10 protein-coding genes, 1 tRNA gene and 1 pseudogene are annotated in these 12,701 nt (G+C 70.9%); 6 read left to right on the top strand and 6 right to left on the bottom strand.

The features are described from left to right. The first annotated feature begins 36 nt into the window (after window positions 1-36). Both OG953_RS27720 and OG953_RS27715 read left to right on the top strand, forming a co-directional pair. Window positions 37-984: a LysR family transcriptional regulator gene (locus OG953_RS27720; RefSeq protein WP_405687645.1), complete on the top strand. Its 948-nt coding sequence runs from the start codon at window positions 37-39 to the stop codon at window positions 982-984. 365 nt (window positions 985-1,349) lie between these two features. Then, window positions 1,350-1,514 (top strand): annotated as a pseudogene (locus OG953_RS27715) (phenylalanine--tRNA ligase beta subunit-related protein); the annotation flags it as partial. 228 nt (window positions 1,515-1,742) lie between these two features. On the opposite strand, the gene OG953_RS27710 reads toward OG953_RS27715, so the two are convergent. Both OG953_RS27710 and OG953_RS27705 read right to left on the bottom strand, forming a co-directional pair. Beyond that, window positions 1,743-3,317, bottom strand: coding sequence for an SPFH domain-containing protein (locus tag OG953_RS27710; protein ID WP_405687643.1), 1,575 nt, complete (start codon window positions 3,315-3,317; stop codon window positions 1,743-1,745). Between the two features lie 10 nt (window positions 3,318-3,327). Next, window positions 3,328-4,692, bottom strand: coding sequence for a peptidoglycan-binding protein (locus OG953_RS27705; RefSeq protein ID WP_405687642.1), 1,365 nt, complete (start codon window positions 4,690-4,692; stop codon window positions 3,328-3,330). 184 nt (window positions 4,693-4,876) lie between these two features. Here OG953_RS27705 and OG953_RS27700 point away from each other — a divergent pair. Further along, window positions 4,877-4,950, top strand: a tRNA-Lys gene (locus OG953_RS27700). An 871-nt stretch (window positions 4,951-5,821) separates the two neighbouring features. Here OG953_RS27700 and OG953_RS27695 read toward each other — a convergent pair. Together OG953_RS27695 and OG953_RS27690 are read right to left on the bottom strand one after the other, a co-directional pair. Next, the gene (locus OG953_RS27695) at window positions 5,822-6,505 is read right to left on the bottom strand and encodes a class F sortase (RefSeq protein ID WP_405687641.1); all 684 of its coding nucleotides are present in this window, start codon (window positions 6,503-6,505) and stop codon (window positions 5,822-5,824) included. Between the two features lies 1 nt (window position 6,506). Next, complete coding sequence (locus OG953_RS27690) at window positions 6,507-7,067, bottom strand: hypothetical protein (protein WP_405687639.1); 561 nt, start codon at window positions 7,065-7,067, stop codon at window positions 6,507-6,509. 433 nt (window positions 7,068-7,500) lie between these two features. On the opposite strand from OG953_RS27690, the gene OG953_RS27685 reads away from it, so the two are divergent. After that, entirely contained in the window at window positions 7,501-8,280 is a 780-nt protein-coding gene (locus tag OG953_RS27685) for an HAD-IIA family hydrolase (protein WP_405687638.1), read from the top strand. Window positions 8,281-8,455: 175 nt separating this feature from the next. On the opposite strand, the gene OG953_RS27680 is transcribed toward OG953_RS27685, so the two are convergent. Continuing rightward, a complete protein-coding gene (locus OG953_RS27680; protein WP_405692099.1) occupies window positions 8,456-9,550 on the bottom strand; it encodes a hypothetical protein in 1,095 nt (364 codons plus the stop codon). Window positions 9,551-9,837: 287 nt separating this feature from the next. Beyond that, complete coding sequence (locus OG953_RS27675; RefSeq protein ID WP_405687637.1) at window positions 9,838-10,983, bottom strand: ROK family protein; 1,146 nt, start codon at window positions 10,981-10,983, stop codon at window positions 9,838-9,840. 56 nt (window positions 10,984-11,039) lie between these two features. Between OG953_RS27675 and OG953_RS27670 the strand changes: the two genes are divergently transcribed. Beyond that, a complete protein-coding gene (locus OG953_RS27670) occupies window positions 11,040-12,200 on the top strand; it encodes a Gfo/Idh/MocA family oxidoreductase (RefSeq protein ID WP_405687636.1) in 1,161 nt (386 codons plus the stop codon). Next, complete coding sequence (locus OG953_RS27665) at window positions 12,197-12,676, top strand: heme-degrading domain-containing protein (protein WP_405687634.1); 480 nt, start codon at window positions 12,197-12,199, stop codon at window positions 12,674-12,676. The genes OG953_RS27670 and OG953_RS27665 overlap by 4 nt, the downstream gene beginning before the upstream one ends. The last annotated feature ends 25 nt before the right edge of the window (window positions 12,677-12,701 follow it).

The raw sequence follows: 12,701 nt of genomic DNA, 5'->3' as shown, positions 1-12,701 counted from the left end.
GACTCAACGATTGGTTGTCTACCTAAGATGGTCAGCGTGGATCTCACTGCCGTGCGCACCTTCGTCACCGCCGTGAACGCGGGACAGTTCCAAGAAGCCGCCACCAACTTGTCGATCACCCCACAGGCTGTGTCCAAGCGCATCGCCGTGCTGGAGAAGGACCTCGGTGTGCAGCTGTTCAGCCGTACGCCCCGCGGAGCCCGGCTCACCATCGACGGGCAGGCGTTCCTGCCTTACGCCCGGGCTCTCCTCCAAGCCGAGGAACGGGCAGCCGCTTCCGTGCGGCCAGGGCGCCGGGCGTTGCGCGTCGACGTGATCGGTCGCAGGCTCTCACTGGCGGGTCTGCTGCGCGACTTCCACCGCGCGTATCCCGAGACCGATCTTGATGTCGTGACCCTGTTCGATTCCGACACGGCCATCGCCGCCGTCCGGTCCGGAACGATCGACGCAACCTTCCGCGCCGTGAGCATGCCGGGCCGGCAGCTCCCTGACGGTATCGAGGCGACTGCGGTCTTCGACGAACCGCTGCACCTGTTCACCGGACCGGATCACGAGTTCGCCGCCGCCCGCGCGATCGCTCCCGCCCAGCTCGCCGGGCGCCGGATCTGGATGCCCGGCAACATGCCTGGCACCGAGTGGGCTGCCTACTATGACGAACTCGCCGCCACGTTCGGTCTCACCATCGACTCGGTCGGCCCCAACTTCGGTATCGAGCCCCTCCTCGACACGATCGCGGGCTCCTCGACATTGGCGACCTTCGTCAGCGAGCGGACTCCGCTGGTCTGGCCCGCTGGCCACGACCTGCGGCGCATCCCCCTGCACGACCCGACCCCGGTCTACCCGCACTCACTGATCTGGCGCACCGACAACCCGCACCCCGCCCTCACCGCACTGCGCAACCACCTCACCTCTACATACCCCGGCCGCCCCGACAGCAGGACCTGGACACCGAAGTGGGCCCAGCGCGCCACACCGCCGAGCTAGCCCGGAGAAATGCCGGGCGCACCTCATCTCGTCGCCCCGTCCAGGCCGGAGGGGTCTGGGTCGGGAAAGTGGCAGCAACGTCCGGTGCGGATGCCGATGAAGCTCTGGCGTCCTCAGTACGTTGAAATTCCTGTGCTTGAGCGTGAACAACCCCCACGCGGCAGCCGATCACCGCGCCAGCCGATCGTGATCAATCTCGGCGACAACGGCTGTGTTGGTCGACGGCCTTGAATGCCTCGGTCTGGCTCACCGGGCGCCGCCTCGTCACAGGATTGAAGCGTTTTCCGCCGAACTACATTCATTTGCCTGGAACATCAATCTGGCGCTGACCAGCAACTTCAGCTTGACAACCCTGGATAACCATCGAGACCGACCCCCGCGTCGAGGCCTGGCACACCGCCTACCGGTCCTTCGGCACCACCCCCCCGCCGCATCCGCCCCAGCGTCGACGCACTCGGCCGTCGCCTCACAGAGAAGGGCACCCTGCCGCGTATCAACCCGGCCGTGTCGACTCCTACAACACGATCTCCCGACCCGCGCCATCCGCCACGACCCCCGGCAACGACGGACTGTCGCCGGCAAGTACCGCCCCGATCCGCGGCAGCCGAACTCGGCCATCCATCACATCCCGATGCGCACGGGACGCCCTCTGTACAAACATGGGGCGATTTTCGACCGGGCGTCACCACCGAGTCGAGCCGTACTCCTCGCTGGTGCAGTCAACAGACCGCTTCGCCGTCGGAGCGCCCCCGAAGCCCTCAGGCACCCTCCCCGCCACTGCGTCCGGTGTAGAAGGCCACCGTCAAGTCCTTGACCAGCGCCTTCCGTTCGTAGTCGTCCAGCTCCACGAGCCCTCTCGCGGTCAGCCGGTTGACAGTGTCGTCCACCGCGTCAACCACCGAAGTCAGCACACTGTCGCGGTGCTTGGCGTCGATGGCGGCGATCCGGCAGCGCTGCATGGCCGCGGCGATCTCCGGTGCGTACTCGATTCCGGTCGGCTGCGCGGAGTACACCTCGATGCCGACGGGCTCGCAGTCCGCCTTCAGCATCCGGGTCAGCGCATCACCGACGGCCTCCGCGTTGCGCAGGGTGTGCGCGTCCTCGTGGAAGGCGTCGGCGGGCAGCTGCGAGAGGACCCGGGCCATCGCCGCCTCGACCTGCTCACGCAGATACGCCTCGTGGTCCGCGACCCCGAGCGTCGCCCGTACGGTGTCCCTGATCCGCCAGACGACGAGGACGACGACGCGCAGCGCCGTACCGTTGGCATCCACGGCGGGGAGCGGTTCGCTGCGCCAGTGCCGCAGGCGTACGTCGACCCGGCGACGCAGCAGCAGCGGGCTGATCCACATCAGCCCGGTCCGCCGCACACTCCCCCGGTACTCGCCGAAGAGCGTCAGCACCCAGGCGTACCCGACCCGTCCGCGGCTCAGACCGCCGAGCGCGAAGAGCACCGCCGCCACAGGCACGGTGAGCGCCGCCCGGGCGCCGAAACCGATCCCGTCGTACGGACGCGAGCCGATCCCGAACCGGGCGAGTGCGGCGGTGGGCAGCGCGCCGACCCACCAGAGGACGGCACCACCGGCAACGATCCCGGCCAGCCCGGCGAGCAGTGCCACCCAGCCGGGCAGCACGGGCCCCGACCGCTCGGCAAGCTGTGGATCACCGACCGGCGCCGGCCGCGTCGAGGGCTGCACCTGCGGCCCCCTCGGCACGGGCGGCCGACGCACCCCCGCCACCGGCTGGTCACCGCCGGCCCCGCGCCGCATCACACCGGCGGGGAGCGCGGCCGCGTCGGTGTGCTCGGGGTTCTCACGGAAGAGCAGGTGTACGGGGATGGTGGCGGTCCGCTCATTGGCGATGAGCGCGTGATGCCGCCCGGTCCGCCACGGGGCGTCGCCGGACTGCTCGGCCCCGTCATCCCCGGCGACGGGGAGGGAGTCGAAGACAGTGTCGGAACCGGGCCCGGTGCGGTGGCCGGCCAAAGCCGGGACGGGCGCGGCGTCCGGGACGGGTGCGGTGCCCACGGCCGGGACCGATACCGAGGCCGAGGTCGCACCGAGGGTGGCGGAGTCCACGTCCTCACCCGGGACCAGGTCCAGCACAAGGTCGACCACCGAGTCGGGACCGGCATCCGGCTCCCCGTCCGGAGCGGCCCCCGGGCCCGCACCGCTCCCCGGGGCCAGAGCCGTCTCCTCGCCCGGACCCCCCGCCCCGTCGCGCGCCTTCACCCGGTCCGGACCCCACACCTGCTCCCGCTTCCCTTCCCGTTCCCTCGCGTCCTCCGGGGTTCCGGAGCTGTCCGACGCCGTGGATCCCATTCCCGCCTCCGTCATGTCCGTTTTGTCACGCGAAGAGTCGTCGCCAGGTCTCCGGGCCGGGGTAGCCGTCAGCCGCTCCGCCCCGCCAGCCCTGGGCCCGCTGGAAGGCCTCGACATTGCGCCGGTCCGCCTCTGTCCACCGGGGCCCCGGTCCCGACAGGTAGTACTTGCCGTACCCCTTCTTCACCAACTGCTTGCCGAGCTCGTCGACATGGCTGTTCGACCGACCGGGCCGGAAATGGCCCCGCCCGGGGAAATTCGAAGCCGATTTCGAATCACCCTGGCCGCTCCCGCTTCTGGTGGCGGGGATGTCGCGACCGGTCCCGTTGGCCAGGTGGTGCCAGGTGTGGGGGCCGGGGATGCCGTCCGCTTCCTTGCCCTTCCAGCCCTGGGCCTTCTGGAACGCCTGGGTCGCACGCCGGTCGGCATCGCCCCAGCCCGGCCCGGGGCCGACTTTGTAGAAGCGCTTGCCACCCCGGTCCACGAGCATCTTCCCGAGCTGGGTGACGTACGTGTTGCTGATGCCGGGGCCGAACTTCCCGGCGCCCGGGAACGCCTTCGTCGACACGCCGCTACCGCTGCTGAGCGCCTTGTAGCGGTACGCGACGTACTTGCTGGAGTTGGTCCAGTACGCCATGGGCGTCGTCTGCTTGCGGGTGTGCGGCTTCGTCTGCTCGTACGCCGCGTAGTGGGTGTGCGTGTAGTCGGTCCAGCCGCCGAAGATCGTGACGTGCGAACCCTTCGAGGGGTTGGCCGGATTGTGGAAGAGCAGGATGTCGCCGGGCTGCAGCTTCTCCCGCGCGATCTTCTTCCCGTACTTGGCGAGGCTGCCGGTCCACTCGTTGCCGGGCAGGTTCCAGGCCATCGACACATAGCCGGAGCAGTCCTGCCGGTAACCGTCGGACCAGTACTTGCTCATGCTGTACGGAACCCGCGCGGACACCCACTTCTTCGCGCGGTTGGTGATCGCGGCCCGGCTGGTCTTGCGCAGCGTGGTCCCGGTGGACGAGGGCGGGCCCGAGGACCCCGTGCCCCGCAGCGGCCCCGGCCCGCCCTGCGGACTGTCCGGATCCGGGTCGGCCGGGGTGAGCGGGTCGCCCTCGTCCGCCGGAATCTCCGGGTCCGCCGACACCGTCGCCTCGTCCGTACGGGCGGCTCCGGTCGCCTCCGCCGCCCGGTCGCCCGGCGCGCTCGCCGCCTCGGCCACGCCGGTGCTCAGCACCACTCCGGCCGCGGTGACCAGCACCAGCGCGCGGCGCGCGCCGTGTGCGGCCGGATGGCCTCCGTACCGCATGGGCAAGGCGCCGGCGGCGGTGCGCCGTTGTGCGGCGCATCCCGCGCAGGTGCAGTCGCTGGCGGGTGCGTACTCCTCGAAAGCCGGCACAGTCATGCGATTCCCCTCCGCACTCGTCAAGATCTTTGGGCGCATCTGCACGGGCGCCAGTGTCTCAACTCTCCCGACATATCGCATTTTGACGGACAGAAGAGAAAAAACGACCATCCGACAGGCCGCGATGGACGGGAAATGGTCAGGAGCACACCTCGCCTTCAGGTAGAGTTCTCCAGGTCAGCAGGCGCCGCTAGCTCAGTTGGTTAGAGCAGCTGACTCTTAATCAGCGGGTCCGGGGTTCGAGTCCCTGGCGGCGCACGCAGAGTCAAGGCCCCCTCACCACGCGTGAGGGGGCCTTGTCCGTTCATGAACCGGGCCCCCGCATCGCCACTCCCATGGGACTCACAGGCGGCGCGCAGCTTTCATGCGGTTGCCATCCCGTTACTCAGAGGCTCGAAGAGCCCTCACGTACACCTCTGCGCGCCCCCTCCGCAAGAATTCCGTAAATCGCACATATGACTGGTAACCCACCCTTTTCACCCTTGCGATCAGGACCGGGGTCGGACAACCTGCCTAGGGGCCGTCAGCTCCAACCAGGCTGGTGCGCCGCCCAGTTGGGGGATGCAGAGGGGGGAAGTTCCGGTTGTCCGCTACGTGGGGTGGGGCACGCTCGGGGACAGATGTCGGGAAGGCATCAGACAGCCGGAAGGGCGTCGTTCCGTGTCCGAGCGGAAGGGGTCGCCCGCCATTGATGTCGGCCGCGGCGACCGACGGGGAATCGCCGTGGCCGAGACGACCGACACCAGTCACGCACCGACCATGCGTGCAGGGGGATGACGTCGACGCCGACAGGCGCCCGGCAGCAGAACAACGACCCTTCCCGGACCACTCAGCCCCGGATACCGGCGCAGCCGAGGACCGGGGAACAACGGCGACACCCGAGGAATGCATGCCGCGTTACGACTACGAGCTCCGTTCACCCGGAAGCCGAAAGTGACCGATTGCCGACGATACGTCAGACAAGCTCTGGGCCAAGGTGGTTCGCCGCCCTAGAGTGTCGGGCACGGCCCACCCCCTGGCCTCCCGTGTCGGCGCCGGCTACTCCCGCACCCGCCCGCCGCGGTCGAGGAACGGCCCGGCCGGCGCCCCGGCGGAAGAGGGCTGCCGGCCGGGCCGAATACCGGCGTCGTCAGTCACTGCCGCTCCCCCCGGACTTCTCGCCGGTCAGGTAGGCCGAGACGACCACATTCGCGTCGTACGAGCGCGACGCCCGGTCGTAGGTGCCGCCGCAGGTGATCAGGCGGAGTTCCGCGCGGCCGTTCCTGCGGGGGCCGTACGCCTTGTCGGCGTTGAAGCGTTCCCGGGTGATGACCTGGACGTCGTCGATGGTGAATTCGGCGACCCTGCCGTCCGCGCGGGTCACCTCGACCTTGGCACCGGGGCGGGCCGCGCTGAGCCCGTAGAAGACAGCCGGCTCGGTCTCGGTGTCGACGTGGCCGACGAAGAGGGCGGGGCCCTTCGCGCCGGGCTCGATGCCGTTGCCGTACCAGCCGACGGTCTGGGGCGTGTCGAACGGCGGTGGTTCGATCGCCCCGTTCTTGTCCAGGCCGCGGGCGACCACGGGCGCCTTGACGCCGATCGACGGGACCTCGATCCGCTCCGGCGCGGCGCCCTCGATCGGGTCGTGCGGCGGGGGCAGCGGGACGCCGAGCGGGCGCCCGACCGCGGCGATGTCACCGGTGGTCGGGGCTGAACTGGCGCCGGAGCCGTCGGCGATGTCGCGGCCCCACAGCCACAGGCCCATCAGCAGGACGGCCCAGGCCACTCCGGTAAGCAGCCGACCGCGACCCTCGGGGCGGTCGGGGGCGGACATGTCAGTCCTCGGCCGGACGGCGACGACGCACGCTGCGGAACGCGACGGCGGCGGCCGCGACGGCGGCCAGGGCCAGACCGATCACCACATGCACGACGCCGGGGCCGTCCTGATGGGCTTCCTTGTCGGTGAGGACGGCGGTGCCGCCGCCTCCCGCACTGACCGGCGCGAGGGGCGTGGCCCGGTCGCGGTCGATGACGGTGACCCTGCCGGTCGTCCTGGTGCCTTTGTCGTCCGTACAGACGATCTGGATGTCGTGGTCGCCCGGGGAGGCGTCCGAGCTGATCCGGGCCTGCGCGAAGAGGCCCCCGTCCGCGGCGGGCGAGAAGCGCGCCTGGGAGACGAAGGCATCGGAATCGCCCTTGGCCTCCTTGCCCCCGCAGGCGTCCAGCCTGAGGGCCACGTCGCCGCCCGGGGCGGCGGAGGGCGGGGTCACCGAGAGTGTGGTGCGGGAGTCCGAGCCCGTCTGGTCGGATCCGGATTCGGCCAGTGCGGCGGAAGCCGGCACCAGGGTCGCCGCGACGGCCGCGACGACACAGAACGTGAGGGATATCGAACGCATCGTGAACCTCCTTAGGGAAGGTTCACGCCTGCTCCGGCTTTTCGCATCCGCAGGAGCACGGGAGGGGCGGGCAGGCAAGGCCCTCCGGAACGCTCCCCCCGCCCCCTCGGGCGGGTGCCCCGCCGGGCTCGGCTCACGTCGACGAGGTCGACCGGATCGGCAATGGAATCGACGACCGTGGACGGCCGGAAGGGGTTGTGAGCTGCTGTCGGATTGCTGAGCTGAAGTGCGTTGTAGTGAGCAGGGGTGAGTCCTGTCGGCGGCTTCGCGGGGCGGGAACGGTAGTTCTGGGGCCGAATAGGTGACCTACGGGTCTCGCCACGTACGCGTTTCCCCCTGTGCCCGGTCCGAGCTACGAGACGTTCAGGCTCTGAACGCGATGAGTGAATAGCATGGTCATCCAGTGAGTCCTCGTATGGCAGGAGCCGCACCCATGACAGACCACGCGCCCATCGAATCGTGGCTCACCGACATGGACGGGGTGCTGATGCACGAAGGCGTGCCGATCCCTGGCGCGGATGCCTTTATCAAGAAGCTCCGCGATTCGGGCAAGCCGTTCCTCGTCCTGACGAACAACTCGATCTACACGGCCCGAGACCTGCACGTGCGGCTCAGCCGGATCGGTCTCGATGTACCGGTCGAGAACATCTGGACCTCGGCACTGGCCACCGCCAAGTTCTTGGACAACCAGCACCCTGGCGGCACGGCGTACGTCATCGGCGAGGCGGGGCTGACCACCGCCTTGCATGAAGCCGGGTACGTGCTGACCGATGCCGAGCCCGATTTCGTGATCTTGGGTGAGACACGGACTTACTCGTTCGAGGCCCTGACGAAGGCCATCCGGTTGATAAACAACGGTGCCCGCTTCATCGCCACCAACCCCGACAACACTGGGCCCTCACCCGAGGGGGCGTTGCCCGCCACTGGTTCCGTCGCTGCGTTGATCACGAAGGCGACCGGCAAGGAGCCGTACTTCGTCGGCAAGCCCAACCCGCTGATGATGCGCAGTGCGCTGAACACGATCGGTGCGCACTCCGAGACCAGCGCCATGATCGGCGACCGGATGGACACCGATGTGCTGGCCGGGCTGGAGGCCGGGATGGAAACCTTCCTGGTGCTCACCGGGCTGACGACCAAGGCCGACATCGAGCGCTACCCGTACCGGCCGACGAAGGTCGTGGACTCGATCGCGGACCTCGTCGACCTCGTCTGAGTGGTGGTCCGGCACTCCGCCCCGCACGGATCGGCTTGCGCTCTGCCATGTGGGACTCCTGCCGTACGCCGTGTGCGGGGACGCCGGCGGCACCGCGTTGTGCGGCGCCGGCAGTCAGCACACCCGTGAACGCCCAGGCGCGGACGGGCCTGGCGACGGGTGCGGAAGGGGCGGTTCAGGGACGGGGGCGGCGGCGTAGACGGCGGGACCGGACCACCATGGCCCCGCCGCCGATCAGGAACCCGGCAACGGTGATGCCGGGGTACGGAACGGTGGCCGGGCCGGTTGCGGCCAGCTCGGGGAGGCCGCTGTCGGCAGGGGTCCGGCCGGGTGCGAGCGGCCGCGGAGCGTCACCGGTGACGGCGGTGTCACCGGGCCTGGCTTCGTCGGGCAGGGTGTCGCGGGGAGTGTCGCCGACCTTTCCGGTCCCGGCGACCTTCCCAGTCCCGCCGACCTCCCCGGTCCCGCCGACCTCCCCAGTCCCGCCGACCTCCCCGGTCTCGCCGGTCTCGTCGATCTCACCGGTCTCGCCGCTGTCCTCGACGACGGCGAAGGGGTATTCGCCGGACTCGCCGACCCAGGCCCCGTCGTCCTTCCCGGTCCCGCCGCTCGCTGCGTGCTGCCGCTGGACGATCGCGGCATTGGCGGTGATCCGGCCAGGGCTGGTGTCCGAGGTGAACGCCATCCGGACCTGGACCGTGACGGTACGGCCCGCGGGGATGGTGAAGCCGTCGAAGGCGTCGGCGCCGTCGCCGTCGCCGCCGAAGACGCCGATGTGTTCGTCCTGGTCGGTGGTCTCCCAGGTGACGCGGTGCTCCACATCGGGACGGCTCGGCTCGGAGAACTCCAGCTGGATCTGGTCGGAGGTCAGCTTCCGGTCCTCGTCGGTGAGGACCAGCACCGGATGGATGGCCCGGCACGGCTCGGTGGTGGTGTTGGTGAGGTCCAGGAACCAGGTTCCGTAGCCGCCGCCGGATGCGTAGGTGTCCGGGCCGCCGTGGATACGGGTGCTGATCGGGAAGTCGCTCGCCGCGGGATCACCGCAGGTGGGCTGCTGGTCGGCGGTGGCGGAGTCCGGCTTCGAGACCGGGGTGGCCGAAGGTGCGGCGGAGGCGGGTGCGGCGGATGTGCCACTGAGGACGACGGGAACCACACTCGCCGCCGCCAGCCCGAGCGCGAGCCCGTGCCGCGTCCGCCCGGGGAGCGGTTGCGGGGGCGAGGGAGGACGCGCGGGGGCGGGGGATGCGGGGGTGGAGGCGGCGGAGGACAGGGGGATGGGTACCGGACCGGCCGCGGGGGTGGATGCAGGGGTGGAAGCGGAAGGCCTGCCGGACGGGGGCGGTGTGGGGGGCATGTGGGGGGCACCCTTCGCTGCTCGCGAGACGGTCGGCTCGCCCCGTGCGCCGGAGTTCACCGGTTCTGGGCCGCGACGCTGCCACGCACGCGCAAGGCGACCCGCACCGACTTGCCGGAGGGCCGCCCGGCCGGGGGCCCGGAACCGCTCGATCGGCTCAGTTGCGCCCCGCTTCCGCGCCTCTTCGCTCGGCCGCCGGGCGGTCACGGGACCAGGACCGCGCCCCCGTCCGCACCTCCGACGTCCGCACCTGCGACCCGCCCGAACAGCGGGGCCAGGACCAGCTGCGCGGCCCCCTCCGCGACCGGCCGGTCCCCTCCCCCGGCGGCGGTGACCGGCACCGGCGCGTCGATGCCGCCCAGCCGGGCGCGCTCGTCGATCACGGCGCGGACGCCTCGTACGTACGCATCGGGGTCGGCGGCGACGGTACGGCCGCCCAGCATCACCCGGTCGATGTCGAGCAGCCCGACGAGGTTGGCGGCGCCGGTACCCAGCACCCGTGCAGCCTCCGCGACATCACCGCGGGCGACTGCGGCGAGACAGAGCGCCTCGATGCAGCCGCGCCCCCCGCAGCTGCACACCGGCCCGTCCAGCTGGACGGTCTGGTGCCCGAACTCACCGGCCCCGGTACGGGCCCCGCGATGCAGCCCCCCGCCCAGGACCAGCCCGGCGCCGAGCCCGGTCCCGAGGTGCAGATACGCGAAGTCGCCCGCGCCCGCCGCGCGCAGGGCGAGGCCCAGGGCCGCGGCGTTGGTGTCCTTGTCGACGACGACGGGCAGCCCGGTCCTCGCGGCGAGCGCGTCCCGCAACGGATACCCGTCCCACTGCGGGAACCCGGTGACGCGGTGCAACACCCCGCCCCGGTGGTCGAGCGGCCCCGGCACCGCCACGCCGATCCCGAGCACCGGCAGGTCCACGGGCTGCGCGCACCCGTCCCGTACCGCCGCGACCGCGTACGCCGCCATCGCGACCACCTCGTCCGCCGGGGCACCGAAGTCCAGCGGGGCGGTACGGTCGGCGGCAACCGCGCCGGCCAGGTCGACGAGCACCACCGTCAGCTCGTCGCGGTCCAGGTGCAGGCCGACCGCGTACCCGGCGTCCGGCACCAGCCGCAGCACGGTGCGCGGCTTGCCCCCTGTGGAGGCCCGGTGGCCCGCATCGGTCGCCAGGCCCTCGGCGCGCAGCCGGGCGGTGATCTTGCTGACGGCCTGCGGCGTGAGCCCCGTACGCTCGGCGAGTTCGAGCCTGCTGATGCCGCGCTCACCCGCCACCCGCAGCAGATCCAGCACCAACGCCGCATTGTGGCTGCGCAGCGTTGGCAGGTTCGCGCCGCTATTACTCCTGTTCACAGCCCCATTGTCCCGGTCGCTTGCACTTTGGCAACAGCGTTGCTTAAGTGGCGGGCATGACTGGCAACGCGACTCACGAGACGCCCGGGCTGTCCGAGACCCCCCTGCGCGTCGGACTCGTCGGCTACGGCCTGGCGGGTTCCGTCTTCCACGCCCCGCTGATCGCCGCGACCGAGGGCCTGGTCCTCGACACGGTCGTCACCTCGAACGAGGAGCGGCAGGCGCAGGCGCGCGCCGAGTTCCCCGGCGTACGGTTCGCCGCGTCGCCCGAGGAGCTGTGGGGGCGCGCGGACGAACTCGATCTGATCGTGATCGCGTCGCCGAACAGGACCCATGTCCCGATCGCGACCGCCGCGATCGAGGCCGGTCTGCCGGTCGTCGTGGACAAGCCGATCGCCGGTACGGCCGCCGAGGCACGGGAGCTCGCGGCCCTCGCCGAGGAGCGCGGGCTGCTGCTCTCGGTCTTCCAGAACCGCCGCTGGGACAACGACTTCCTCACTCTCGCCCGCCTGGTCGCGGACGGTGAGCTGGGGGACGTACAGCGCTTCGAGTCCCGTTTCGAGCGGTGGCGCCCGCAGCCGAAGGGCGGCTGGCGCGAGTCGGGCGATCCTCAGGAGATCGGCGGGCTGCTGTACGACCTGGGCAGCCATGTCGTCGACCAGGCGCTCGTCCTGTTCGGACCGGCGGTACAGGTGTACGCGGAGTCCGATGTACGCCGCCCCGGCGCCGCCGCCGACGACGACACGTTTCTCGCGATCACCCATGCGAACGGGGTCCGCTCGCATCTGTACGTCAGCGCCACCACGGCCCAGCTCGGCCCGCGTTTCCGGGTGCTCGGCTCGACCGCCGGCTATGTGAAGTACGGCCTCGACCCGCAGGAGGCCGACCTGCGCGCGGGCGCGCGTCCGACGGACGGCCGGCCGTGGGGCGAGGAGCCCGAACACCTGTGGGGCCGGATCGGCTCGGGCGAGTCCCCGCTGACGGGCGGTGGCGCCCCGGTCCGTACGCTGCCGGGCGACTACCCCGCGTACTACGCGGCGGTCACCGACGCACTGCGCGGAAAGGGTGACAATCCAGTGACCGCCCTCCAGGCCGCCGCTGCCCTGGACGTACTGGAGGCCGCGCGCCGCTCGGCCCGCGAGGGCGTCACCGTGCCCCTGCCCGCCGCAACCCCGTCCGCCTCCGCCGATACCGATACCGAGGAGCAGACCGTATGAACCCCACCGCTCCGACCATCTCCGAGCTCATCGCTCAGGAACGCCGACTGACGCTGCCGCATTTCAGCTACGACGACGCGTACGCGCTCGGCGGCCTGCTCGTCTCGATGGCCCGGGAAAGGCACGCCCCGATCGCGATCGACATCCGCCGCGGCGCACAGCAGCTGTTCCATGCCGCGCTGCCGGGATCGAGCGCGGACAACGACGCCTGGATCGACCGCAAGCGCAAGGTCGTGGAACGGTACGGCGAGAGCTCGTACCTGGTCGGATCGCGGTTCCGGGCGAAGGGGACGACGTTCGACGAGTCCTCGCGCCTGGACCCGGACACGTACGCCGCGCACGGCGGTTCGTTCCCGATCGCGGTCGAGGGCGCGGGCGTCATCGGCTCGGTGACGGTCTCGGGCCTGCCCCAGGCGGAGGACCACGCCCTGGTGGTCGAGGCGCTGGAACAGTTCGCGACGACGATCGGCGCATGACGGGAAGGAGGGGTGGGGTGCTGCT

The organism is Streptomyces sp. NBC_00057 (genome assembly GCF_045041165.1).
In the GTDB taxonomy this organism is placed as follows: Bacteria; Actinomycetota; Actinomycetes; order Streptomycetales; family Streptomycetaceae; genus Streptomyces.
Note: the sequence above shows the minus strand (reverse complement) of the source record. Positions and strands in the feature narration are given on the sequence as shown.

Bases quoted from the DNA above. Each gene is read 5' to 3' on its own strand.
- OG953_RS27710 (WP_405687643.1), bottom strand. From the start codon at position 3,317: ATGACGGAGGCGGGAATGGGATCCACGGCGTCGGACAGCTCCGGAACC.
- OG953_RS27705 (WP_405687642.1), bottom strand. From the start codon at position 4,692: ATGACTGTGCCGGCTTTCGAGGAGTACGCACCCGCCAGCGACTGCACC.
- OG953_RS27695 (WP_405687641.1), bottom strand. From the start codon at position 6,505: ATGTCCGCCCCCGACCGCCCCGAGGGTCGCGGTCGGCTGCTTACCGGA.
- OG953_RS27690 (WP_405687639.1), bottom strand. From the start codon at position 7,067: ATGCGTTCGATATCCCTCACGTTCTGTGTCGTCGCGGCCGTCGCGGCG.
- OG953_RS27685 (WP_405687638.1), top strand. From the start codon at position 7,501: ATGACAGACCACGCGCCCATCGAATCGTGGCTCACCGACATGGACGGG.
- OG953_RS27670 (WP_405687636.1), top strand. From the start codon at position 11,040: ATGACTGGCAACGCGACTCACGAGACGCCCGGGCTGTCCGAGACCCCC.
- OG953_RS27665 (WP_405687634.1), top strand. From the start codon at position 12,197: ATGAACCCCACCGCTCCGACCATCTCCGAGCTCATCGCTCAGGAACGC.